The 24,431-nt window shown below is 65.6% G+C and carries 22 protein-coding genes; 7 read left to right on the top strand and 15 right to left on the bottom strand.

The features are described 5' to 3' along the window. The first annotated feature begins 119 nt into the window (after nucleotides 1-119). The 4 genes from ACGTN6_RS10200 to ACGTN6_RS10185 all read left to right on the top strand — a co-directional run bounded on the left by ACGTN6_RS10200 (nucleotide 120) and on the right by ACGTN6_RS10185 (nucleotide 3,257). Nucleotides 120-890 carry an ABC transporter ATP-binding protein gene (locus ACGTN6_RS10200; RefSeq protein WP_394591370.1) on the top strand — a complete coding sequence of 257 codons (771 nt, stop codon included), beginning with the start codon at nucleotides 120-122 and terminating at the stop codon, nucleotides 888-890. Nucleotides 891-913: 23 nt separating this feature from the next. Then, on the top strand, nucleotides 914-1,618 hold the full coding sequence (locus ACGTN6_RS10195; protein WP_394591368.1) for an ABC transporter permease: 705 nt from the start codon (nucleotides 914-916) through the stop codon (nucleotides 1,616-1,618). Continuing rightward, on the top strand, nucleotides 1,618-2,349 hold the full coding sequence (locus tag ACGTN6_RS10190) for an ABC transporter permease (protein WP_394591367.1): 732 nt from the start codon (nucleotides 1,618-1,620) through the stop codon (nucleotides 2,347-2,349). Before ACGTN6_RS10195 ends, ACGTN6_RS10190 begins: the two co-directional genes overlap by 1 nt. Nucleotides 2,350-2,489: 140 nt before the next feature. After that, nucleotides 2,490-3,257 (top strand): transporter substrate-binding domain-containing protein, encoded by a 768-nt coding sequence (locus tag ACGTN6_RS10185; protein ID WP_394591365.1) that lies wholly within the window; start codon nucleotides 2,490-2,492, stop codon nucleotides 3,255-3,257. Between the two features lie 188 nt (nucleotides 3,258-3,445). On the opposite strand, the gene ACGTN6_RS10180 is transcribed toward ACGTN6_RS10185, so the two are convergent. The 5 genes from ACGTN6_RS10180 to cadR all read right to left on the bottom strand — a co-directional run bounded on the left by ACGTN6_RS10180 (nucleotide 3,446) and on the right by cadR (nucleotide 8,258). Further along, the gene (locus ACGTN6_RS10180; RefSeq protein WP_394591363.1) at nucleotides 3,446-4,519 is read right to left on the bottom strand and encodes a GlxA family transcriptional regulator; all 1,074 of its coding nucleotides are present in this window, start codon (nucleotides 4,517-4,519) and stop codon (nucleotides 3,446-3,448) included. Nucleotides 4,520-4,706: 187 nt separating this feature from the next. Then, complete coding sequence (locus ACGTN6_RS10175) at nucleotides 4,707-5,993, bottom strand: TRAP transporter large permease (RefSeq protein ID WP_394591361.1); 1,287 nt, start codon at nucleotides 5,991-5,993, stop codon at nucleotides 4,707-4,709. Beyond that, a complete protein-coding gene (locus ACGTN6_RS10170) occupies nucleotides 5,990-6,424 on the bottom strand; it encodes a TRAP transporter small permease (protein WP_394591359.1) in 435 nt (144 codons plus the stop codon). Before ACGTN6_RS10170 ends, ACGTN6_RS10175 begins: the two co-directional genes overlap by 4 nt. Before the next feature lie 98 nt (nucleotides 6,425-6,522). Continuing rightward, nucleotides 6,523-7,542, bottom strand: a complete 1,020-nt coding sequence (locus ACGTN6_RS10165; RefSeq protein WP_394591357.1) for a TRAP transporter substrate-binding protein — start codon at nucleotides 7,540-7,542, stop codon at nucleotides 6,523-6,525. Between the two features lie 257 nt (nucleotides 7,543-7,799). After that, nucleotides 7,800-8,258: a Cd(II)/Pb(II)-responsive transcriptional regulator gene (gene cadR, locus ACGTN6_RS10160; RefSeq protein WP_394591355.1), complete on the bottom strand. Its 459-nt coding sequence runs from the start codon at nucleotides 8,256-8,258 to the stop codon at nucleotides 7,800-7,802. Between the two features lie 187 nt (nucleotides 8,259-8,445). On the opposite strand from cadR, the gene ACGTN6_RS10155 reads away from it, so the two are divergent. Beyond that, nucleotides 8,446-9,234, top strand: coding sequence for a TraX family protein (locus tag ACGTN6_RS10155; protein WP_394591353.1), 789 nt, complete (start codon nucleotides 8,446-8,448; stop codon nucleotides 9,232-9,234). Here the strand turns inward: ACGTN6_RS10155 and ACGTN6_RS10150 are convergent. The 7 genes from ACGTN6_RS10150 to ACGTN6_RS10120 all read right to left on the bottom strand — a co-directional run bounded on the left by ACGTN6_RS10150 (nucleotide 9,214) and on the right by ACGTN6_RS10120 (nucleotide 18,169). Then, nucleotides 9,214-10,128, bottom strand: a complete 915-nt coding sequence (locus tag ACGTN6_RS10150) for a LysR substrate-binding domain-containing protein (protein WP_394591351.1) — start codon at nucleotides 10,126-10,128, stop codon at nucleotides 9,214-9,216. The two genes, ACGTN6_RS10155 and ACGTN6_RS10150, sit on opposite strands and share 21 nt — an antisense overlap. Nucleotides 10,129-10,398: 270 nt before the next feature. Further along, a complete protein-coding gene (locus ACGTN6_RS10145; protein ID WP_394591349.1) occupies nucleotides 10,399-11,133 on the bottom strand; it encodes a glutamine amidotransferase-related protein in 735 nt (244 codons plus the stop codon). Nucleotides 11,134-11,153: 20 nt separating this feature from the next. Next, nucleotides 11,154-12,338 (bottom strand): iron-containing alcohol dehydrogenase, encoded by a 1,185-nt coding sequence (locus ACGTN6_RS10140; RefSeq protein WP_394591347.1) that lies wholly within the window; start codon nucleotides 12,336-12,338, stop codon nucleotides 11,154-11,156. 159 nt (nucleotides 12,339-12,497) lie between these two features. Next, nucleotides 12,498-13,883 (bottom strand): aldehyde dehydrogenase family protein, encoded by a 1,386-nt coding sequence (locus ACGTN6_RS10135; RefSeq protein WP_394591345.1) that lies wholly within the window; start codon nucleotides 13,881-13,883, stop codon nucleotides 12,498-12,500. Between the two features lie 196 nt (nucleotides 13,884-14,079). Next, nucleotides 14,080-15,462, bottom strand: a complete 1,383-nt coding sequence (locus tag ACGTN6_RS10130) for a glutamine synthetase family protein (RefSeq protein WP_394591344.1) — start codon at nucleotides 15,460-15,462, stop codon at nucleotides 14,080-14,082. Nucleotides 15,463-15,541: 79 nt separating this feature from the next. After that, on the bottom strand, nucleotides 15,542-17,002 hold the full coding sequence (eat, locus tag ACGTN6_RS10125) for an ethanolamine permease (RefSeq protein ID WP_394591343.1): 1,461 nt from the start codon (nucleotides 17,000-17,002) through the stop codon (nucleotides 15,542-15,544). A 210-nt stretch (nucleotides 17,003-17,212) separates the two neighbouring features. Next, nucleotides 17,213-18,169, bottom strand: coding sequence for a LysR family transcriptional regulator (locus ACGTN6_RS10120; RefSeq protein WP_394591342.1), 957 nt, complete (start codon nucleotides 18,167-18,169; stop codon nucleotides 17,213-17,215). 375 nt (nucleotides 18,170-18,544) lie between these two features. Here ACGTN6_RS10120 and ACGTN6_RS10115 point away from each other — a divergent pair, with 375 nt between their 5' ends. After that, nucleotides 18,545-19,540 carry a YeiH family protein gene (locus ACGTN6_RS10115; RefSeq protein ID WP_394591341.1) on the top strand — a complete coding sequence of 332 codons (996 nt, stop codon included), beginning with the start codon at nucleotides 18,545-18,547 and terminating at the stop codon, nucleotides 19,538-19,540. A gap of 113 nt (nucleotides 19,541-19,653) precedes the next feature. Here the strand turns inward: ACGTN6_RS10115 and ACGTN6_RS10110 are convergent, their stop codons facing one another. Then, on the bottom strand, nucleotides 19,654-20,766 hold the full coding sequence (locus tag ACGTN6_RS10110) for a 5-(carboxyamino)imidazole ribonucleotide synthase (RefSeq protein ID WP_394591340.1): 1,113 nt from the start codon (nucleotides 20,764-20,766) through the stop codon (nucleotides 19,654-19,656). Nucleotides 20,767-20,793: 27 nt separating this feature from the next. Continuing rightward, nucleotides 20,794-21,303, bottom strand: coding sequence for a 5-(carboxyamino)imidazole ribonucleotide mutase (gene purE, locus ACGTN6_RS10105; RefSeq protein ID WP_394591339.1), 510 nt, complete (start codon nucleotides 21,301-21,303; stop codon nucleotides 20,794-20,796). A 295-nt stretch (nucleotides 21,304-21,598) separates the two neighbouring features. Here purE and ACGTN6_RS10100 point away from each other — a divergent pair, with 295 nt between their 5' ends. Beyond that, a complete protein-coding gene (locus ACGTN6_RS10100) occupies nucleotides 21,599-22,348 on the top strand; it encodes a YbaY family lipoprotein (protein WP_394591338.1) in 750 nt (249 codons plus the stop codon). 76 nt (nucleotides 22,349-22,424) lie between these two features. Here the strand turns inward: ACGTN6_RS10100 and ACGTN6_RS10095 are convergent, their stop codons facing one another. Continuing rightward, complete coding sequence (locus tag ACGTN6_RS10095) at nucleotides 22,425-24,428, bottom strand: TRAP transporter permease (protein WP_394591337.1); 2,004 nt, start codon at nucleotides 24,426-24,428, stop codon at nucleotides 22,425-22,427. Between the last annotated feature and the right edge of the window lie 3 nt (nucleotides 24,429-24,431).

The following is a 24,431-nucleotide window of genomic DNA, read 5'->3' as shown; positions in this document are numbered from 1 at the left end:
CCCCCTTTTTCACGCCGGACCGTCACCATCGGTCTTCGGGGCTGCGCCCGACACGCCGCGCCACCCGCGCGCCGTGTCGGACGCAGCCCGGGTGAACCCTGCGAACTGGAGCCTTTTCCATGGCCGACACCCCGACCCCGCTGGAAGTGCGCAACATCAAGAAACGCTTCGGCGATACCGAAGTCCTCAAGGGACTCTCCCTGCAGGCTCACAAGGGTGACGTCATCACCCTGATCGGCGCCTCGGGCTCCGGGAAGAGCACCTTCCTGCGCTGCATGAACCTTCTCGAGATGCCCAACGAGGGCGAGCTGATCGTCCACGGCGAGCCGATTCGCTTCAAGGAGACCAAGCACGGCCGCGAGCCGGCCGACTGGAAGCAGGTCGTGGCCATGCGCGCCAAGCTGTCCATGGTCTTCCAGAGCTTCAACCTGTGGGCCCACATGACGCTGCTGGAAAATGTCATCGAGGCGCCGGTCCACGTACTCGGCAAGTCGAAGCAGGAGGCCATCGCCCACGCCCGCCAACTGCTCGAACGGGTCGGCCTGGGTGAGCGCGCCGACTACTATCCCGCCCAGCTGTCCGGCGGCCAGCAGCAGCGCGGCGCCATCGCCCGGGCGCTGGCCATGGACCCGGAGGTGATGCTGTTCGACGAGCCCACCTCGGCGCTCGACCCGGAGCTGGTCGGCGACGTGCTCAAGGTAATGCGCGACCTGGCCGAGGAGGGGCGCACCATGATCGTGGTCACTCATGAGATGGCCTTCGCACGCGACGTTTCCACCCAGGTCATTTACCTGCACCAGGGACAGGTCGAGGAGGCCGGACCGCCCGAGCAAGTGCTGGGCAGCCCGCGTTCCGAGCGACTCAAGCAGTTCCTGGCACCCAAGCACTAAGGCGCCCGCACGAGGAGATCTCCATGATCGATCTGCACGGCTACGGCCCGCGCCTGTTCGAAGGCGCCCTGATCACCGTCGAACTGGCGGTACTGTCGCTGATCCTGGCTATCGTGCTGGGGCTAGCGACCGCCACCGCCAAGATGTCGCGCCACTGGTGGCTGCACCGGCTCGGCACCCTCTACACCACCGTCATCCGCGGCGTGCCGGACCTGGTGCTGATGATGCTGCTGTTCTTCGGTGGCCAGATCGGCATCAACGCCTTCACCGACATGCTCTATGAGCGCTTCGACGTCGACATCTTCATCAACGTCAACGAGTTCATCGCCGGGGTTGGCACCATCGGCCTGATCTTCGGCGCCTACATGGGCGAGACCTTCCGCGGCGCTTTCCTGGCCGTGGACAGCGGCCAGATCGAGGCCGGGCGCGCCTACGGCATGAGCCACTCGCTGGTGTTCCGCCGCATCCGCTTTCCGCAGATGATGCGCCACGCCCTGCCGGGGCTGTCCAACAACTGGATGGTGCTGCTCAAGACGACTGCCCTGGTGTCGGTGATCGGGCTGTCCGACATGGTCCGGGTGGCCGCCGAGGCCTCCAAGGCGACCCGCGAACCCTTCACCTTCATGATCATCGTCGCGGTCATCTACCTGCTGATCGCCAGCGTCTCCGAATGGGGTTTCGCGCGGCTGCAGAAACGCTATGACATCGGCTACGGGGAGGCAGACTGATGGACGCCCTGATGAACTGGCTCGAGGCCGCCCTGGCCGACAACAGCATCTTCACCCTGCAGACCCTCTCTTACTACGGTGACGGCCTGGTCACCACCGTCCAGTTGGTGTTCCTGTCGCTGATCATCGGCCTGGTGATGGCGGTGCCCCTGGCCATCGGCCGCGGCTCGAAGAAAGCCTGGATCCGGCTGCCGATCTTCTTCTACTGCTACGTGTTCCGCGGCACTCCGCTGCTGGTGCAGCTCTATCTGATCTACTACGGGGTCGTGTTCGTCGAAGGCATCCAGGACACCTGGCTGTGGGTGATCCTCGAGAAGCCCTTCGTACCAGCGCTGATTGCTTTCACCCTCAACACCGGGGCCTACACCACCGAGATCTTCCGTGGCGCCATCAAGGCCACGCCGAAGGGCGAGATCGAGGCGGCCCGCGCCTACGGCATGTCATGGAGCCTCATGCTGCGGCGCATCGTGCTGCCCAGCGCCTTTCGCCGCGCGCTGCCGGCCTACGGCAACGAGGTGATCTTCATGCTCCATGCCAGCGCCATCGCCAGCGTGGTGACCATCATGGACCTCACCGGCGCGGCGCGCTTCGTCTACGCCCGCTTCTACGCTCCCTTCGATGCCTTCCTGTTCGTGGCGGCGATCTACCTGTGCCTGACCTTCTCGATCATCTACTTCTTCCGCCACCTGGAGAAGCGACTGCTCGCCCACCTCAAGCCGGCCAGCGGCTGAGGCTAGCGTCAAACAAGCGTTGGGAACCGACGTTCGTTCCCGATCTTTCGGCCCGCCCGACCTTCCGCTAAGGTGGGCGGGTCATCATCCCAGAGTCGCCGCCCACAAGGTGGACCATCAACAACAAGGGGAATCCCTCCATGAAGATTCAGAAGATCCTGAGCCTCGGCGTGCTGAGCGCCGCCATGTTCGCCGGCATCGCCAACGCCGAGGTCCGCGATATCCGCATCGGCGTCGACGTGCCCTACGAGCCGATGGAGTACCGCACCCCGGACGGCGAGCTGACCGGCTTCGACATCGAGCTGGGCAACGCCCTGTGCGCCGAGATCGGCATCCAGTGCGAGTGGGTCGTCCAGGGCTGGGACGGCATCATTCCGGGGCTGCAGGCGCGCAAGTACGACGCCATCATGTCCTCGATGACTATCAATGAGCAGCGCCGTGAACAGGTACTGTTCTCCGATCCCTACATCACGCCGCCCTCTGCCTGGTTCGCCCCTGCGGACAGCGAGATCGTCACCCCGGACGCCGAATCCCTGGACGGCATGTCCATCGGCGTGCAGCGCGGCACCCTGCAGGACAACTACGTCACCGACCTGTACGGCGACGTGGCCGACGTGAACCGCTACGCCACCGCCGACGACATGGTGCTGGACATGGATGCCGGCCGCCTCGACATCGTCTTCCTCGACTTCCCGATCGGCAAGTCCACCCTGCTCGACAGTGAGGCCGGCGACTACAAGACCGTCGGCGAGAAGATCAGCGAGCCGAAGGAGTACTTCGGCGAAGGCTTCGGCATCGCCTTCCGCCAGCGCGACGAGGAACTGGCCCAGGCCTTCAACGAGGCCCTGGCAACCCTCAAGGAGAACGGCACCTACGGCGAGATCGAAGCCAAGTACTTTGGTGAATAAGGGCGTTGGTGAATAAGGCCTTCGTTGACTCGGATGGGGGCGTCTGACCTCCATCACATTGCGGCTCCTGTCTTCAGGGGCCGCAATGCTCAACGTCAAAGACTCTGCATGGCACTTCACGAACGCTACCCATGCCTTCGACAGGCCGCCTCATACTTCTCACCATGACAACAGACACGCCATGCACCTCATGAGGATTGTGGCGGAAGTTTTCGAAAACGCCCTGGCGAGACGCCAAACAGTTGACTGAAGCAGCGTCGAAAGTGAGAAATGTTAACAAACCCCGTCGCAACGGCAATATCGGCAAGCGTCTTGTTGGTATGTTGTAATAGCTGACGAGCTTGAGTAAGCCGCAATTCCAGATAGTAACGTGACGGTGACGTGTCGAGATGGTTCCCGAACAGCCGCTCCAACTGACGTCTCGAGATACCTACCCAGTCCGCCAACTCTTCTACCGATAGCGGCTCATCGATATTGTTTCGCATTAACTCCAGCGCACTCTTCAGCGACTTTGGCAGCAAATTATTACGATCGATGCTAATGGCTGAGATATCAATTACATCCGACTTCTTGTCGCAACTCAAGACTTCTTCTATCGCACTGATGCAAGCACCATCACAGTCACGACTGAGGATCGACAGCATCATATCCAAGGAGCTATTGGCTCCGGCACAGCTCACTCGATCACGATCCACAACATGACTCTGCTGGGAAATCTTCACCCCAGGAAACTCTTCCGACATCATGGCTCGCCCATCGGGATGGAATGCACATTCGTACCCTTCCAACAAGCCGGCTTCGGCGATGAAATACGAGCCGTTCCATAGCCCACCCAGCACGCAGCCCACATGATCCGCGGTTTTCAACTTGGCTCTCAGGCGAGGAAGAGAACGCATCTCAAGGCGATAACCACCGCAGAGAATCAGATAGTCGAAAGCATCTTCTTGAAGATCCTCCAAAGGATAATCCACCGCCACCTCGATGCCCAAATCGCTGACGACCTCCCCTTCGACATCCGCGGCACTAACGACGGAAAATTCATAGACAATATTCGATTTCACCAAATTAGCAGTCACCAAGGCATCAAGCGCACCCGTGAATGCCATCAGAGAAAAATTCTCGAACAAGACAAAAGCAAACCTCCTCTTTTCAACCGCGACTGCCTCGTCAACTTCCAGATCGATGAAGGGCCTATTCTTGCTAGCCAATGGGCTTGAAAACCCGAAACTATGATTCATGTTTTTACCGGCGATCATTGTCATATCTACCAGTCTTGCTTGGAAGGCGATAGTGAGGACGCACGCACCAGCCCGGCACTATCGTCGAGTCAGAAAATAATCGACATGCACAATTTGATGCACCCGAGTTATGGCATGCGACAACAACGATGGCAACCCGATCAACAGCAGCAAATAGAAACGCCCTCGACGACGACGCCGAGGGTGCTGTCTATAGCAGGTTGGGCAGCCAAAGAATCAGCTCGGGAAACACGGTAAAGATCCCTACGGCAGCCAGCAGAATTAACCAGTAGGGTAGCGAGGCCCTGGCGGCATCGGGCAGGCTCACCTCATTTTTCGTGATGGAGCAGAGCACGAAGAGATTGAGCCCGACAGGCGGCGTGATCATCCCGATCTCCATCAGCAGCGTCACGATGACGCCGAACCAGACGGGATCGAAGCCTAGGCTGGTGACCATCGGGAAGGTGATCGGCAGGGTCATCAGCAGCAGGGAGATGCCGTCGAAGAAGCAGCCCAGCAGCAAGTAGACGAGCACGATCATCAGCAGGATGCCGTAGCGATCCAGCCCAAGCCCGCCGATGGCATCGACTGCGGCCCGGGGCAGGCCGAGCAGGCTCACCGCCTGTGACAGGATCACGGTGCCGATCAGGATCATAGCGATGGCCCCGAACATCATCGAGGCGTGCTTGAAGGCCCCCCACAGCTTCGGCATGTCGAGATCGCCCCAAGTCAGGCCGAGCACGATACTGGCCGTCACGCCCAGCGCGGCTGCCTCGGTCGGCGTCGCGATGCCCATGTAGATGGTGCCGAGTACGAAGAAGATCAGGATCGGCAATGGCCAGACCTCCAGCAGGCCACGACCCACCGCGCCCCAGTCCATCTTCTCTTCCCGCGACGGCGCCACCGGGGATCCGAGGCTCGACCGCACCATGATCCAGCCGAAGAACGCCAGGGCAATCATCAGGCCCGGCAGCATGCCCGCCAGGAACAGTTTGCCGATCGAGACGTTCTGGGTCGCCCCGTAGATCAGCAGCGCCAGGCTGGGCGGAATCAGCAGCCCCAGCGTGCCGCCCGCCGCCAGCGTGCCCACGATCATGTTCGGCGAATAGCCTCGCTTGCTCAGCTCGGGATAGCCGACCGAACCGATCGCCGCCGCGGTGGAGGTGCTCGACCCGCTCACCGCGCCGAACAGCGTGCAGACCGCGATATTGGTATGCAGCAGCTGGCCGGGAATCCGCCGGAACAGCGGCGTCAGGCCGTTGTAGACACGGGTGGAGACGCCGCTGGCCAGCAGGATATCGCCCAGAAAGATGAACAGCGGCACGGCGCTGAGCGTGAACTCGGTCAGCAGGTTCCACGCCGAGTTGATCGCCAGCGCCGAGGCTCCGCCAGCCTGGAAATGCAGCAGAATAAAGCCGGTCAAGCCCAGGGCCGCCCCCAGTACGGCGCCGCTGCCTAGAAAGACCAGCAGGCCGACGCTCAGAATCGCCCAACTCATGACAGGCCCTCCGCGGATGATGGCGCGTCGCAACCGAACAGCTCACGCAGTCCGTTTCTCACGATGATCAGCAGACACAGCCCCATCGACAGCGGCATCAGCGCCATCCAGGGCCACAGCAGCACCCCGCTGATCTCGGAACGTGCCCCGATCTGCAGCGAGAAGACCATGAAATCCCAGGCCTGGTAGGCGAAGATCGTGGCGAAAGTGACTAAGACCGCATTAGCGAAGATATCGGCCGCCACGGCCAGCCGACGGGAAAGGGTCCGCACCAGCAGGTCGATGCGAATGTGTTGACTGGTATTCAGTACGTGGGGGAGCGACAGGAACGACAGGGAGAGGAACAGCAGACCGGAAAGCTCATCGGAAAACCCGATGGGACTCCCGGCCAGGTATCTCATCAGGGTGCTGACCAGCACCAGGCCGGTCATGAACACCCCTCCACATACGCCTATCAGGAATACCCCGTACACCAGTCTGTCCAACCAGGTAGACAAGACTCTCATCAAAGGCCTCTCTCGATGACGGCTTACTGGGAATCGCTCTGGAGTTCACCGGTCACGGTGTCGTAGTAGCGAAGGCCTTCTTCACCGGCCTCGCTGGCCATCTCATGCCAGGCCTCCCAGGCCGCATCCACAAAGGTCTGCACATCCTCGTCCGAGAACGCCGGCAGCACGGTGATCCCCATGGCTTCGCGCTCTTCGCGGGCCTCGGCCTCGCGCTCGGGATCCACCGCCTTGTCACGGGTCTCTTGCCAGATCTGTTCACCGGCCCTCGTCAGGATCTCCTGCTGCTGCTCGTCGAGGCTGCTCCAGGTGCGATCGCTGACCCCGAACATCCAAGGAGAGGCCGCCCAGGGATGCAGGTAGGCCTCGTAGTCGGTCACTTCCTGAAGGGAAACGGTCTTGGCAACGGTCGAGAGATAATAGGCACAGTCCACGACCCCGGTCTGCAGCGCCAGGTACATGTCGTTCTGGGGGATCACCTGGGCGGAGATGCCGAGGCGATCGAAGGTCTCGACGAGGTGGCCCGACCACACCCGCACCTTCTTGTCGCGCAGCCCCTCGAGGGTGTTGACCGGTTCCTTGCAGTGCAGGCCCACGTCGAACACCGGCGCGACGACGCCACCGATCGTGTGGACGCCCCAGTCGACATAGCCTTCTCGATACAGCTCGCGCAGGGTGGGCAGGATGCCGAGATGCTGCTCTGCTTCGGTGATCGCGCCCTGGGCGTAGATCGAGGCCATTCCCGGAGCATCGCGGTTATAGTACTCCCCGTACATCAGCGCCATGTCGACCATGCCTCGCTGCATTATGCGCAGCATGTCGACTTCCTTCAGGCCCAAAGATCCCGCGTGGTAGACATCGACCTGCAGCTGCCCGTCGGAATACTCGTCGACCAGGTCCGAGAAACGCTCCAGGTATGCCGCCTCGGGACGCGATTCGGCCAGACCGCTGTGAAACTTCAGTGTCCGAACGTCGGACCAGGCCTGAGTTGCAGCCCCCATCAGCGCCAGAGAGACGCTCGCCGCCAGCATTGTTTTTTTCACTTCAGGTTCCCTTGGTTGGCAAACTCTTTAAGAACCTCTCACAAAGCCGGGCTGACACTGGCACTGAATACGAACAAAAAGGGGCCATATGCGACAAACTGTGCACTTTCATCTCTCGCCGGTGTCGTATCCGTTTCGTCTTGCCGAATCACTGCCTTGCCTCCGAGCACGACCTTCCTGGTCGGCCAGACGCCAACGGCCCCGACAGTGTCGGGGCCGTTGGCGTCATGGTCGGGCGTTGCCTCGTGTGACGTCGATCACACCCTTGGATGCACGCCCGGCACATGGTCGTCATCGGCCTGGGCCAGGGCGGATGCATCCTCCGGCGGATGCGCCAGGGCATCGAGGATGCCGCATTCGGCGGCGGAACTCTGCCCCTGACAGCGCTCGCGCAGCGCCTGCAGCGCACGCTCCAGTGCCTGGAGCTGGGCAATGCGGGCCGCCACGTGCTCCAGGTGGGCGTCGATCAAGGCGTCGGCTTCGTGGCAGGGACGGTCGGGATCGTCATGGCAGTCCAGCAGGGCACGAATCTCGCCCAGCGTCATGTCCAATGCCCGGCAGTGCCGGATGAAGGACAAGCGCTCGACGTGGGCCTCGCCGTAGAGGCGGTAGTTGGCCTCGCTGCGCGCCGGCTCGGGCAGCAGCCCCTCGCGTTCGTAGTAGCGGATGGTGACGACGCGGCAGTCGGTGCGCCGCGCCAGCTCGCCGATCTTCATGGCAGGCTCCGGTGAGGACTTTTCCCTATAGTGACTATAAGCTTGAGATCGGGCAAGCCGCGGGCGGCGCTTTTTCCGTCCTCGGACGGCGACACCCGATGCAGAGAATCGACAAAGCGGCCACTCACGTCGAACCGCTCTCTCGCTCGAGAGTCATCGGAAGGGTCACTCACACCGGGAGATCACGATGCCGCTCGCCGCCAATGCCGATGCCACCGTCACCCGCCCCTCCTCGGCCTGGACCGGCTGGGGCCAGTGGCTGGCGCTGGTCACCATGACCCTCGACCACCTGGCCCGCTACGCGATGCCCGACGCCTGGCACATGGGCTGGATCGACTCCTCGCTGGGCCGCATCGCCTTCCCGCTGTTCGCCGCCATGGTCGCCTGGCACGGACTGTTCAACACCCGCGATCCGTTGCGCTATGCACGGCGCGTGCTGGTGATCGGGCTGATCGCCCAGGTGCCCTACGCGCTGATGCCTCGAGAGGCCGACGGGCTGATCCTCAACATCTGCTTCACCCTGTCGCTGGGCCTGATCGGCGGCGCCTGGCTGCAAGGGCTCCCGGGGCGGCTGGCGAACGACACCACCACCACCAGGCGAGTGGCCGCCGAGGGGCTCGGCGCGTTGGCGGTCTGGGCCCTGGCGGGCCAGGTCGTCGAGTACGGCCACCTCGGCCTGCTGATGATCCCGTTCTACATGCTGGCCATGCGCAGCCTTCACTCGGCCGGCAGCGGCCTGCACGAGCGCTTGACGAGTATCGCCGCCGCACTGCCGGTGCTGGTCACCGCTGGGCTGATGAACAGCTCCGGGATGGCCAAAGCCGTCACCGTCGCCACCTGCCTGGCGGCCTTGCTGCTGGCCGCCGGCGCTCACCGCCTCTCGCCTCGGGTGCCGGTGCAAATGCCGCGCCGCCTGTGGCTGGCCTGGTACCCCGCGCACTTCGCCGCCATCGCGCTATGGCTGGGGCTGACCTGATGCCCCACGCGCCTCGATCAGGAACACCTTGAAGGCCTGCCACAAGGGGCTTCGATAGCGCTCGGGATGCCATACCAGCGAGAACGTCCGATGCAAGATCAGCTCGCTGTCGAGCGCCACCAGCTCACCGCGCTCGAGCTCACCGGCAACGCCGAGCGCCGACAGGCAACCGAGACCGAGGCCAGCGAGCACCGCTTGCTTGATCGCTTCATGCTGGCCAAGCGCCATACGCACACGGGGCGACCCACCACGGCGACGCATGGCCTGTTCGAAGACCTCGCGGGTACCTGAGCCGGGCTCACGCAGGATCCAGGCGGCCTCGGCCAGGTCGTGATCGTCGAGCCGTTCGCGGCTCGCCAGTGGATGGCCCGGGGCTGCCACCACCACCAGGCGATCCTCGCACCAGGGCTCGCTGACCAGCGCCGGCTCCAGACACTCTCCCTCGATCAGGCCCAGATCGGCCTCCAGGCGCAGCACGTCGCCGATCACCTCATGAGTGTTGCGCAGCCTCAGGCGCAGATCGGTGCGCGGATGCGCCTCGCTGAAACGCCCTACCAGGTCGGGCAGCAGGTAGGTCCCCACGGTGGCACTGGCCGAGACACCAAGCGTTCCGTGCAGCTCCCCCTCAGGCTCACGGGCCGCGGCGACAAAAGCGGCCATGCCGTCGAGCAGTTCCTCGGCGCGCGGCAACAGGCTACGCCCCAGGTCGTTGAGCACCAGCCGGCGGCCGGGGCGTTCGAACAGCGCCACGCCAAGCTGGCGCTCCAGGTCGGAGAGCGCCTGGCTGGTCGCCGACTGAGACATCGCCAGTTCGGCGGCGGCACCGCTCACCGTGCCGCGCCGGGCCACGGCGGCGAAGACCTGAAGCTGACGAAAGCTGACCTGGGGTGCCATATCGCCTTTTCCGAAGAGAGGGTGCGTTATTAGCTGATAACCATACACGCTATCAGGACACGACATGGCCGCAACGCACAATCTCCTCGCACACTGCCTCGCAGCCCAGTCCCATATGGCAAGGCCTTGTCCTCAGTCTTTTAATGACCGCCAGCGGCACCGCCCTGACCCCGCTGCAGAGGCTCACCGAGAGCGGGGTGAGCCTGCTGGTACAGGCCTTGCTACTGGGCATCCTGTTCGGCCATTCTCCGGCTGGCCGGGCCAGGGGACTCAAGATGGCTCAGAACGAGCCCGGACGTCCGGGGCCCCGCGCATGAAGGCGAGGATCCAGCGCGCCATCAGGGCATCGTCTACCGGGGCATGCAGGGAGGCCATGCCCTCGCGGACCCGCTGTGCGCCGACCTGGTCGCGGCGCAGCGCCATCAGCTCCGCCGAGTAGGGCTTGGCGAACTCCGGGTGCCCCTGAACGCCGAGGAAGGACTCGCCCACCTGCATCAGGTAGACGGGGCAGAAGTCGCTACCGGCCAGCACCCGGGCCTCCTCGGGGGGCGTCACCACCTGGTCCTGGTGGCTGACGACCAGGTCCAGGCCCTCCTGCCAGGGTTCCATCCATCCGGCTCGGCCGGTCACCCGGTTGAAGGACATCCCCACGCCCCAGCCCCGGGCGCTCTTGACCACTTCGCCGCCCAGCGCCCTGGCGATCAATTGATGGCCGAAGCAAATGCCCACCAGGGGCTTGCCCACCGCCCACAGCCGGCGCACGAAGGCCTCCAGGTCAGCCACCCAGGCCAGGCCGTCGTTGACGCCGAACTTGGAGCCCGTCGTCAGCCAGGCATCCACCGCCTCCGGGTCATCGGGGATCTCCCCGTCCAGGCAGCGCCACACCCGGAACTCGAGGGTCGGGTCCACCGAGGTGAACAATCGCTCGAACATCGCCGGATAGTTGCCGTGGCGCTCGCGCAGTTCCGGCGCCACGTCGTCGCATTGCAGCAGTCCGATCCGCATCGGCTGTCTCCCTGGGCAAGTTAGAGGCGCCCTTCGACGGCCTGAACGAAGATGTCCCGGTACTGGTCGGCCGTGAAGGCGATGGGATTGGAGCCCGAGGACGGATCGGCAACGGCCATCTCCCCCACCCGGTTGGCCTGGGCGGAATCGATGCTCAGGGCGGCCAGGGTGTGTGGGATGCCCAGACGCTCGCGCAGGTCGAGCACCCAGTCGATGACCGACGCGGTGCCCGGCTGGCGCAGGTCCAGGTAGCGTCCCAGACGCACCATGGGCTCACCGATGGCCCGCTCGTTGGCGCGCAGCACATAAGGCATCAGCACCGCGTTGAGGGTCCCGTGGTGGGCATCGTAGAGCGCGCCCAGTGGGTGGGCCAGGGCATGCATGCCGCCGAGCCCCCGCTGGAAGGCGGTGGCTCCCATCATTGAGGCCACCAGCATATTCATGCGCGCTTCCAGATTATGGCCATCGGTAAAAGCTTGAGGCAGAAAGTCACGGATCCGGCGCATGCCCTCCACGGCGATGCCCTCGGCCATCGGATGGTAATTGGGCGAGCACCAGGCCTCCATGCAGTGGGACAGCGCATCCATGCCGGTGGCCGCGGTAATCGCCGCCGGCAGTCCGGTGGTCAGCTCCGGGTCGAGGATCACCGTGGCCGGCACCATGGCGGGATGGAAGATGATGCGCTTGACCTGGGCGGCCTCATCGGTAATCACCGAGGCGCGGCCCACCTCCGAGCCGGTGCCGGCGGTGGTGGGTACCGCCACCACCGGTGCCACGGCCTCGCCGTCGGCCTGCTTCCAGTTGTCGCCGACATCCTCCAGCGCCCACAGCGAGAGATCGTCCCGCTGGCGGGCCATCAGCGCCACCGCCTTGGCGGCGTCCAGGCCGGACCCGCCGCCGAAGGCAATCACGCCGTCGTGACCACCCTCGCGGAAGGCCGCCACCCCGGCGTCGACGTTGGTGCCGGTAGGGTTGCCCTTGATGTCGCTGAATACACTGATGCGCAGTCCGTCCTCGGCGCAGGCATCCACCAGGTCGCGGACCATGGGTAGCCCGGCCAGTCCCGGATCGGTAATCAGCAGGGGCGCCCGCATGCCCAGCGCCCGGCAGGCATCCGGCAGCTCCCGGGCACGCCCGACGCCGGTGAGGATCTGGGCCGGATAGTTCCAGCCCGTGGTGAATCGACTCATATCGTCTTGACTCATGATGACCTCGTTTCGTCTGAGCTGGAAGCTGGAAGCTTGCCACCAACCCTGCGTCAGGTGTGTCTTCCAGCTTCGAACTTATGGCTTGCAGCTCCCGGCGGAGCCGGGTTTCCTTCCGGCTTCCAGCCGCGAAGCGGCGCTCTTCCAGCTTCAAGCTGATCAAGCGTGCTTGAGGTGAAAGGACTTGGGCCGGGTCAGGGTCTCGTAGCCCAGCCGCGACAGCGAGCAGCCCCGACCGGACTGCTTGACGCCGGTCCAGGCCAGCTCCGGGTCCAGGTAGTCGCAGCGGTTGGTGAACACCGTGCCCGCCTCCAGGCGACGCGCCAGCGCCTCACCGACGACGATGTCACGGGTGAAGATCGCGGCGGTGAGGCCGAAGTCGCTGTCGTTCATCAGCCGAACGGCCTCATCGTCGTCCTCGACCGGCATGATGCCGACCACCGGCCCGAAGCTCTCCTCACGCATGACTCGCATGGAGTGGTCTACCCCGGTCAGCACCTGGGGGGCCAGGTAGGCACTGCCCGGCCGCGACAGCGGATAGTCGCCGGGATCGATCCAGGCCTTGGCCCCTGCGGCCACGGCCTCTTCCACCTGGCCGCGTACGAAGTCAGCGGCGTCCGGCTTGACCACCGGTCCCAGGGTCGTCGAAGGGTCGGTGGGATTGCCGAGCCTGAGCGCACGGACCCAGGCCACCGCCCTCTCGACGAAGGCGTCGAAGATATCGCGGTGAACGTAGATGCGCTCGATGCCGCAGCAGCTCTGTCCGGAGTTGAAGAAGGCACCATCCATGACACCGTCCACGGCAGCGTCCAGGTCGGCGTCGGCGCGCACGTAGGCCGGATCCTTGCCGCCCAGCTCCAGGCCGGTGGCGATGAAGCGCCCGGCGGCGTTGCGTTCGACCATCTCGCCGCCGCCCACCGAGCCGGTGAAGGAGACATGATCGATGCGTGGATCGCGGATCAGCGCCTCGGTGGCCGCATGGGAGAGGTGCAGGTGCTGGAAGACGCCGTCCGGCAGCCCGGCCGCGTCGAAGGCCTCCTGGAGGCGCTCGGCGCACAGCGGGGTCTGGGCCGAGTGCTTGAGGATCACGACGTTGCCGGCCATCAGCGCCGGCACGATGGCGTTCACTGCGGTCATGAAGGGAAAGTTCCAGGGCGCCACGATGAAGGACACCCCCAGCGGCTCCCGGGTGATATAGCGGGTGAAGCCCGGCTTGTCGGGGAGCTCGACCGGGGCCAGGGCGGCCTCGGCCAGACCGATCATGCCCCGGGCGCGCTCCTCGAAGCCGCCGATCTCGCCGCCGCCTGCGGCGATGGGCCGGCCCATCTGCCAGGTCAGCTCCTCGGCCAGCGCATCACGGCGGGCCACGATGGCATCGACCATCGCCGAGCAGTAGCGAGCCCGCTGGCCGAGCGGAGTCTCGCGCCAGGCCCGCTGGGCCGTCACCGCCTGCTCCAGGGCCGCCTCTACCCGGGCCGGATCGGCCAGCTCGCGCTCGACGTAGACCGAACCGTCCACCGGGGAAATCGTCTGTTGTACTGTCATAGTGTCTTGATCCTCTCGTTATTGGCGACGGGGTGAGCCTCGGGCTACGGGCTTCGAGCCGCGAACCCCGTGCTCGCTCGTAGCCCTTAGCCCGTAGCCCTTAGCCCGTAGCCCTTAGCCCGTAGCCCGAAGCCCGAAGCCCGAAGCCCGAAGCCCGAAGCCCGAAGCCCGAAGCCCGTAGCCCGTAGCCCGTAGCTCAGATAATCTCGAAGTAACGATCCAGCTCCCAGTCGGTGATATGCCGCCGGAACTCCCGCTCCTCCCATTCCCGGGTGGCGGCGAAATGCTCGACGAAGGCGTCTCCGAACAGCGTCCGCGCCGCGTCGGAGGCCTTGAGCCGCTGAGCCGCTTCCCAGAGGGTGGCGGGCAGGGCCTGGTGGGCGGGGTGGTCCAGGGCATAGGCATTGCCCTTGACCGGCTCGTCGGGTTCCAGGCGGTGCTCGATACCGTATAGACCGGCGCCGATGGCGGCGGCCAGCGCCAGGTAGGGGTTGGCGTCGGCACTGCCCAGCCGGTACTCGACCCGCTGGGACTTGTCGCTGCCGGGGATCACGCGCAGGGCCGTGGTGCGGTTCTCCACGCCCCAAGTGGCCTCGGTAGGCGCCCAGAACCCGGGGATCAGTCGCGTGTAGCTGTTGATGGTCGGCGCGAACATGGCCAGCAGCTCCGGCATCAGCTTCTGCTGGCCGGCCACGAAGTGGCGCTGGACGTCGCTCATCCGGTAAGGCTTGTCGGCATCGAAGAAGGCCGAGTGGCCCGTGCCGCGCTCGCGCAGCGAGAGATGAATATGACCGCTCTGCCCCGGATAATCCGGCGACCACTTGGCCATAAAGGTGGCCATCAGGCCCCGCCGCTGGGCCCAAACCTTGGTGAAGGTCTTGAACAGTGCACCCTTGTCGCCGGCGGCCAGGGCATCGTCCACGGCGATGGCCGCCTCGAGCACCCCGGGACCGGTCTCCGTGTGCAGGCCCTCGATGGGGAAGTCCATGGTCTCGGAGAGCGCCAGCAGCTCGTGATAGAGCTCGCTGTGCACCGAGCTCCTGAGCATGGAGTAGCCCATCATGTCCGGGGTCAGGGGCTTGAGGTTGCGAAACCCCTTCTCGCGGACAGACTCGGGAGTCTCCTGGAACATGAAGAACTCGTACTCCAGGGAGCCGAAGGCGTCGTAGCCCATCTCCCGGCCCCGCTCGAGCACCCGGTTCAGCAGGCCACGCGGACAGATATCACCGGCCGGCCCCTGGAAGTCGGCCAGGAACAGCAGCATGCCGTTGCCCTCGCTGGGCAGCTCGCGGCAGCTCTCGGGAATGACCCGTAGCGGGGCGTCGGGATAGCCGGTGTGCCAGCCGGTGAACTGCACATTGTCGTAGAGCTCGTCCTTGCTGTCCCAGCCCAGCACCACGTCGCAGAAGGCGAAGCCATCCTCCAGGGCCGAGAAGAACTTCTCGCGCTGCATGTACTTGCCGAGCATCACGCCATCCATGTCGAACATGCCCACCTTGACGTGGCTGAGGCCGCGCTCCTCGACGATGCGCCGGGCATCCTCCGCCGTCTTGATCTCTCTGGCCTGCATTCCGCTCATCGTGGGGTCCTCGTTAAGTCTGTTGCTGTTGTTGTCGACGTCGTCGCCGGACCACTGCCGGAGTGACGAGTCGTAAGGATTAGACCGTGCCCGGAGCCAGTTCTTCGTCCGCCAGCTCCTGCTCGGCCCGAGCGATGGCCTCGAACTCCTCCTCCGGTGCCTGGGCTACCAGGTGGTGCCGGCTGTAGAGGCCGAAGTAGGCGAGCATCACGGCATAGAAGACCGCCGACCACAGGGCCGCCTCGACGCTGACCACGAAGGTCGACAGGAAAGCGACGATGGCAAGCCCGAAGGCCACGCCCGAGGTCAGGGTGCCTCCCGGAGTCCGGTAGGGGCGTTCGAGTTCGGGCTCGCGGCGGCGCAGCAGGATATGGGAGAGGGTCATCATGGCGTAGGAGATGGTGGCGCCGAACACCGCCATGGTGATCATCAGGTCTCCCTTTCCGGTGAGCGACAACAGAAAGCCGATCACGCCGGGCACGATCAGTGCCAGGTAGGGCACCTTGCGCGCGCCGGTGACCGACAGCCAGCGCGGCAGGTAGCCGGCCCGGGACAGGGCGAAGGTCTGGCGGGAGTAGCCGAAGATGATCGAGAAAAATGAAGCGATCAGCCCGGCCAAGCCCACCAGGTTGACGAAGCCGGCCGCCCAGGAGTCGGGGCCATAGACCGCCTGCAGGGCACCGACCAGGGGCGCCGCGTGCTCGCTCATGGCCGCCGCCCCGGCGCCGCCGGGTGCCAGCAGCAGCACGCAGGCGGCGAACACCAACAGCACCAGCATGGCAGTGATGATGCCCCGCGGCATGTCGCGGCCCGGATCGCCGGCTTCCTCTGCGGCCAGGGGCACGCCCTCTACGGCCAGGAACAGCCAGATGGCGAAGGGCAGCGCGCCCCAGATGCCCATGACGCCCTCCGGCAGGAAGGCCGAGGCCCCTACGGCCCCGGCAGTGGGGGCAATGTCGAAGAGGTTGTCGACGCTGAAGTGCGGCATCATGCCGACCACGAAAACCAGGATGGCCACCACCGCCAGCGCTGTGATGCCCATCATGATCTTCAGCGCCTCACCGGCGCCCCACAGGTGGATGCCAACGAAGAGCGCATAGAAGGCGGCATAGACCAGCGGGCCATTGAGGCCGATCAGCTCGTTGACGTAGCCGCCGATGAAGATGGCGATGGCCGCCGGGGCGATGGCGTATTCCAGCAGGATCGCGGTGCCGGTGATGTAGCCCCCCCAGGGGCCCAGGGCGCGCCGGGCGAAGCTGTAGCCGCCGCCGGCGGTGGGCAGCGAGGAGGACAGCTCGGCGATGGACAGCACCATGGCGGTGTACATGATCGCCATCAGTACGGTGGCCACCAGCATGCCGCCGAAGCCGCCGGCGGCCAGGCCGAAGTTCCAGCCGGCGTAGTCGCCGGAGATCACGTAGGACACACCGAGGCTGGCCAGCAGGATCCAGCCCGCCGCGCCCTTCTTCAGCTTGCGTTTCTCGAGGTAGTCCGTGTCGACGGACTCATAGTCCACCGAAGAGGGGTGGGAATGGCTCATCGAAGTCTCCCTATGGCTTCTTGTCATTGTCGGTGACGACCGGACCGGGGCCCGGCCGTGCGGGAATTGCCACGAGCTCGGGCCAGTGTGGTCCTGGGCGATTGCCGGCGGCAAACAGCATCAGCATGGCCGACGGCTTGGCTATAGGTAAAATCGATAGTGCCTATCCAGGGTGCGTCCCAGAGCCATCCGGCCCCGTGACGCGAGGGCTCAGAGCCCCTGGATATCGGGCACCACCCAGGGAAGGTGGCGCTGCAGTTCACCGAGGAAGCGACCCTCCAGTAGGCGGCGGCTGTCGCGGGCCAGCCGGGCGGGCAAGCCACCGAGCTCGTCCCGGCGTGCCACCAGGGTCAGGTCGCGGCGCAGGGGAGCAAGGGGAAGCGGCACGGCGCGAACGTCGAGGTGATCCAGCCCGGCCTGGTAGAGGCACAGCGGGGTGGTGATGGTCCAGCCGGCTCCGCCGGCGACCAGGCTCAACACGGCGTAGGTGTTGTCCAGGTGCAGCCTGCCCGGCAGCTCCAGCTGGTTGAGGCGCAGGTGGCGCTCGATGGTCTGACCGATCAGCGCCTGAGGGGTGTAGCGCACGAAGTCCAGCTGCCGAGCCAGCCAGCGCAGGTTATCCACCGGGCCATCCCAGTCCGCGGGCAATACCAGCACGAAGGGCTCGCCGAGCACGGGGTGGCGCTCAAGGCCGTCGTAGTTCTCCAGGCGATCGTCGGAGAGGATGATGTCCACGTGGCGGGTCAGCAGCGCATGGCCATGCATGTGGGAGAGCCCGGTGGTCAGGGTGTAGTCAGCGGTATGCCGGCGGATCACCTCCAGCAGCGGCTGGCCAACGGCAGTGGCCAGGGAATCGACCAGGGCCATGCGCACCTGGTGCAGCTGGCCGAAGGCGCCGGCCTGGAGCTCGCGCCGGGTGGTGCGGGCCTCGTCGAGCAGCCGCTTGGCCCGGTCATAGAAGAAGCGCCCGGCTCCCGTGGGCTCCAGGGGTCGGGAATGGCGGTCGAGCAGGATCACCCCCAGGGCCTCCTCGAGGTTGGCCAAACTCTGGGAGATCGAGGATTGCTTGACCCCAAGGTGGCGGGCGGCAGCGGTCTGGCTGCCCCGCTCCAGGGTCTCGACGAAGATTTCCATGCTGCGCAGGTCGAAGCCGAAGCCGTGACGCATCCCAATCCCTCGGTGACGTGGATGATGCTCCAGTCTACTCGGCCCCGAGCGCGCTGCCAGCCGTAACCCTCATGACACCGAACGAGGCCTGGCGCCTCGATCGGGAACACCTTGAAGGCCTGCCACAAGGGACGTCGATAGCGTTCGGTCGTCACACCAGCGAGAAGGTCCAGGGCAGGACCAGCCCGGCCCGCGCGAGCTGGCTGGCAACGGCGGAAAAGACCTGAAGCTGACGCAAGCTGACCTGGGGCGTCATATCGGTTTTTCCGAAGAGAGATTTCGTTATTAGCTGATAACCATATGAGCTATCAGGACATAGCATGACCGTCACGAAGCGCGTTCACAGCACCCGCCCACCGTCCGGAGCCCAATCTCATGTGGCAAGGCCTGTTGATCTGTACCCTGCTGACCGTCGCCGGCACCGGCCTCGCCCGGCTGCCGCTCCTCGCCGAGGCCGGCGTGAGCCCCCTGGTCCTGGCCCTGCTGGTGGGCATCGTGGCGGGCAATCTGCCGCTTTCCCGTCACCTGACGAAGGCCGGGCCGGGGCTGGCCTTCGCCACTCGCCGACTACTGCGCGGCGGCATCGTACTGTTCGGCCTGTCGCTGACGCTCCAGCAGGTGGTTGGCCTGGGGCCGATGGTGCTGCTGCTGGACGCGCTGGTCATCACCAGCGTGCTGTGCGCCGGCTACCTGATCGGCACCCGCCTGCTGGGGCTTGATCGCGAGACGGCGCTGCTGACCAGCGCCGGCAGCGCCATCTGCGGTGCCGCGGCGATCTTGGCCACCGAGTCGACCATCCGCTCGCGCCCCGCGGCCACTTCCATGGCCGTGGCCACGGTGGTGCTGTTCGGTTCGCTGGCGATGCTGGTCTACCCGCTGCTGTATCCGCTGATGGGCATGGATGAGAGCCTGTTCGGCGTCTATATCGGCGCCACCGTCCACGAGGTCGCCCAGGTGGTGGCCGCAGGCGAGGCGGTGGGCCCGGACGCCCTGGCCAATGCGGTGATCGTCAAGCTGGTGCGGGTGATGCTGCTGGTGCCCTTCCTGCTGATCGTCGGCCAATGGTGGCTGCGGCGCCACGCCACCGCCGGCAGCAGCGAGGGAAAGGCCGGGATGACGGTGCCCTGGTTCGCCTTCGGCTTCATGGCCATGGTGGGCTTCAACAGCTTCGTGACCCTGCCCGCCCCGCTCCATTCAGCACTGGTGCAGCTCGGCCAGCTGTCGTTGACCATGGCCATGGCGGCGCTGGGCTTCGAGACTCGCCTGGAGAAACTGCGCGCCCTGGGGCTGCGTCCCTTCGTGCTGGCGCTGATTCTGTTCGCCCTATTGATGGGCGGCGGAGGACTGGCTAGTGCACTGCTGATGGGTTGAAGGGTGAAGAAGGAAGAGCCAAGAGATAGGACTGAGGAAGTCGACGTGAGGAGACAGGCGAAGGCCACGCCCTGGGGCGCGGCCTTTTTCATCTCAGCCGATGAGGCGACGCCTCACTCGAAGCTGAAGCTCGGCGCCGGAGCGTCAGGCAGCAGGGCCGCGCAGGCGCGAACCTTTTCCAGCAGCGCCTCGTGGGTCGGTGCCACCAGGTTGACGTGGGCCAGCTTGCGGCCGGGGCGCTCACTCTTGTCGTAGCGATGCAGGTGGGCGTCCTCGATCTCCAATAGCTTCGCCGCCTCGCCTTCGCGGCCGATGACGTTGACCATGCAGGTCGGTGCGCGGGCGGCGGTGCTGCCCAGCGGCAGGCCCTGAATGGCACGCAGATGGTTTTCGAACTGACTGGTCACCGCGCCGTCCTGGGTCCAGTGGCCGGAATTGTGCACACGCGGCGCCATCTCGTTGGCTAACAGACCGCCGTCGCGGGTCTGGAACAGTTCCAGGGTGAGGACGCCGACGTAGTCGAGCTCGTCGAGCAGCGCCCGGATGTAGCCGTCGGCGGTCTGCTGGACGGCGTCGTCCAGGTCCGGCATCGGCGCCACCGAATAGCGAAGGATGCCGTCGACGTGGACGTTCTCGGCCATCGGGTAGAAGACCACCTCGCCGTCACGGCCGCGCACGGCGATGATCGATACCTCGCGCACGAAGTCGACGAAGGCCTCGACGATCAGCCGCGGGTGGTTGATCGTGCGCCACGCCTCGGACGCATCGGCCGGGTCCTTGATCACCGCCTGACCCTTGCCGTCGTAGCCCTCGGTGACAGACTTGGCGACCACCGGCGCCCCCAGCTCGCGCACCGCGGCCTCCAGCGCCTCGGCGCTGTCCACCAGGCGATAGGCCGGGGTAGGAATACCCAGGCGGTCGAACAGCGCCTTTTCCTCGGCGCGATGCTGGCACACGCGAATCGCCTCGCTGGAGGGATGCACGGGCTTGCGCTCTTCGATCGCCTGGACCAGCGAGACCGGCAGGTGCTCGAACTCGTAGGTGACCAGGTCGACCTTGTCGAGGAAGCTCTCGAGATGCTTCTGGTCGGTGTCCACCATCACATCACCGATTCCCGCGCTGGGGTGGCCGGTGGTGTCGAGAAAGGTGAAACGGTTGGCCAGCGGATAGCCCGCCAAGGCCAGCATCCGGCCCAGTTGGCCGGCTCCCAGTACGCCGATGTTCATCGTGGTTGCCTCGCTCGTCGCTCTCGGTCAGGGGGTGGGCCGCGGGTCGGGATTGTCCAGCACCGTCCGGGTCTGCTCGGCGCGGAAGTCCTCCACGGCCTCGCGCACCGTGTCGTCCTGCAGCCCGACGATCTGGGCGGCCATCAGGCCGGCATTGGTCGCCCCGGCCTTGCCGATGGCCAGGGTGCCCACGGCGATGCCGCCCGGCATCTGCACGATCGACAGCAGCGAATCCAGCCCCTTGAGGGACTTGGACTCCACCGGTACGCCAAGCACCGGCAGCGCCGTCTGGGAGGCCACCATGCCGGGCAGGTGAGCCGCACCGCCGGCACCGGCGATAATCACCGAGAGGCCGCGCTCGGCGGCGGATTTTGCATAGTCGAACAACAGGTCCGGGGTGCGATGGGCCGAGACGACGCGGGTCTCGCAGGGCACCCCAAGGCGTTCGAGCATGGCGACCGCATGCTCCATGACCGGCCAGTCGGACTTCGACCCCATGATCACGCCGACCCGCGGCGACTCTTTCGGTGCTGGCATCCTGGGCTCCTCGAAAACGGCAATGACGACGCCGCACGGCCGTCGCCGCGGGCAGATGATGAAAGTGGAAGCCCGCTATTCTAGCAGAGCCGCGCCGCGCCTACCTCTCCTCGCCGCACGGAAACCAGCAAGCGCGTGGAGACATGAGATTCGGCGTCGCCCGCAGATACGTCGCCGTCGGGCGACAGCGGGTTTCAACCTTCCTGCAGATTACCTTGGTAGGGTCATAGTCAAAGCGGTCGACAGGACGCGGCCGCTCAGCCCCACACGGACAACGTGCAGAAGGAGACCGACCATGAAGCGTCATCTTTTCATCGTGGCAGCCCTGACCGGCACCCTGGCGCTGGCCGGCTGCGACCAGGCCGACGACACCGAACAGGATGCCCAGGCCGGCACCACCCAGACCGAGCAGGCCCAGAACGAGCAGAGCGCTCAGAACGACACGGCTCAGGACACCGAGCAGCAGGTCAGCAAGACGCTCGACGGGGTGCTGGAATTCGCCGCCACCGACACCCCGCTGCCGGACGACGCCAAGGTCGTGGTGAGCCTGCGTGACGTGGCCTTGGCCGATGCCCCGGCCACCATCATTACCGAGACCAACGTGGACGCGTCGGGCAACGATCCGGTCGAGTTCAGCCTCGACTACCCGGTCGATCAGGTGGATCCCGGTCATGCCCACGCCCTGCATGCCGAGGTCTTCGACGACGAGGGCAACCTGCTCTGGAACAGCCCCGAGCGCCATTCGGTCGAGGTCGGTCCGAAAGCCGATCAGGCGCCGATCACCCTGACCCTGGAGCCGGTGGCCACCGAGGCCATGGCCGGCGAGCCGCTGGAAAAGACCGGTGAGGCACTGGACGAAGCAGGCGACGCCGTCGCTAACACCGCCGGAGAGGCCGTAGAGGCGACCGAACAAGCCGCCGGTGACGCCGCCGAGGCGACCCAGGAAACCGCCGAGGACGCCGCCGAAGCCACCCAGCAGGCCGCCGAGGAGACCGCGGAGGAGCTGGAAGAAGCGACCCAGGACGACGGCCAAGCCAACCAGTAACACCGACGAGCGACGACACGCGGCCCCGCCCGGCTGGCCCGGGCGGGGCCGCGTGTCGTCAGTGGAAAGCTCCGCTTCAGCCGGCCGCCGCCTCGCGACGGCTGGCCAGCCAATTGCCGACCAGCGCCAGGGCCATCACCGCGGCCCCGGCGACCTCGGCGATCAGGCTCGGATAGAAGACGCCGACGATGGCCGGCAGCAGCACCAGCCGCACCGGCGCCGACATGCGCGTGAACAGGTAACCCTCCAGGGCCGCCGCGAACGCTCCCAGCGCCAGGAAGGCGGTCAGCGTCGTCCAGGCCAGCAGCGGCAGCGGGCCGCCCATGATGATCTCCGGATTGAAGACCATGAACAGCGGGATCAGGTAGAGGCCCTTGGCGAACTTCCAGGCCTGGAAGCCGGTATCCATCGGCTTGGCCCCGGCGATCGCCGCCCCGGCGAAGCCGGCCAGCGCGATAGGCGGAGTGACGTTGGAATCCTGGGAGTACCAGAACACCACCAGGTGAGCGATCAGCAGCGGCACGCCGAACTCGGCGGTCAGCGCCGGCCCCACCAGCACGATCAGCACGATGTAGCTGGCGGTCACCGGCAGCCCCATGCCCAGCACCAGGCTGGCCAACAGCACCATCACCAGCGCCAGCAGCAGGTTGCCGCCGGAGAACGCCATCATCATGGCCGAGAACTTGAGCCCCAGGCCGGTCAGCCCCACCACCCCGACGATGATCCCGGCCACGGCGCAGGCCATGGACACCGCCACGGCATTGCGGGCCCCGAGTTCCAGGCCCTCGATCACCTTGAGCGCTCCTTTTTTCAGCGCCTGGGTCAACGCCGCCCCGGTCACCGGCTGGCCCCGTTTCGGGGCAACGAAGAAGAACCATACCGCGAAGCGCAGCGCCGCCACCGCCAGCATGGTAAGGATGGCGTAGTAGCCCACCCGCATCGGCGACATGTTCATCACCAGCAGCCACACCAGCACCGCCAGCGGCAGCAGGAAGTGCCAGCCGGCACCCATCACGTCGCGCATCTGCGGCAGCTCGCTCCTGGCCATGCCCTGCATGCCCTGCTTGAGCGCGATGATATGCACGAACAGGTAGACGGTACCGAAATACATGATCGCCGGCAGGATGCTGACCTTGACCACGTCCAGGTAGGGCATCCGCGTGTACTCGGCGATCAGGAAGGCGCCGGCGCCCATCAGCGGTGGCATGATCTGGCCCCCGGTGGAAGCCGCCGCCTCGATGCCCCCGGCCTGGTGAGGCTTATAGCCCAGGCGCTTCATCAGCGGGATGGTGAAGGCGCCGGTGGTCACCACGTTGGCGATGGCGCTACCGGAAATCGAACCCATGCCGGCGGAGGCGATGACGGCGGCCTTGGCCGGCCCGCCGCGCTGGCGCCCGGTGGCGGCGTAGGCCAGGTCGATGAAGAACTTGCCGGCACCGGTGATCTCCAGGAAGGCGCCGAACAGCACGAAAATGAAGATGTAGGTGGCCGCCACGCCCATCGGCAGCCCGAAGATGCCCTCCTGCCCCAGGTAGAGCTGGCCGACCAGCCGGTCCAGCCCGTAGCCGCGGTGCTCGAGAATGCCGGGCAGCCACTCGCCGAGCCAGGGCAGCTCACCGCGCGGGCCGGCGAAGGCATAGAGGATCGCCAGCACGCCGATGATCGTCATGCCGAGCCCCACCGCACGGCGACTGGCCTCGAGCACGGTGACGGTGGCGATGATGCCGACGGTGATGTCCGTCTGACTCCAGAAGCCGGCGCGGTTGATGATCTCGTCGAGGTACAGCGCCATGTAGCCGCCGGTGATCACCGCCCCGGCGAAGAACGTCAGGTCGATCAAACCACCGACTACGCCCCGCTTGTGGCGAGGGCCGAATACCGGAAACATCAGGAAGGCCAGCATCATGATCAACGCCAGGTGGATGCTGCGCTGGTAGAACAGCCCCAGCGGCTCGATGCCGGCCGAATACAGCTGAAACAGCGACAGCGCCACGGCCACCAGACTGATCAGCCACAGTACCGGGCGCGAGTGCGGCGCCTGGCTGCCGGGGACGATGGGGGAAGTGCCCGCTTCGCTCATTGG

Source organism: Halomonas sp. B23F22_20, assembly GCF_043496985.1.
GTDB lineage: Bacteria > Pseudomonadota > Gammaproteobacteria > Pseudomonadales > Halomonadaceae > Halomonas.
This window is presented reverse-complemented; position numbering and strand designations above follow the sequence as displayed.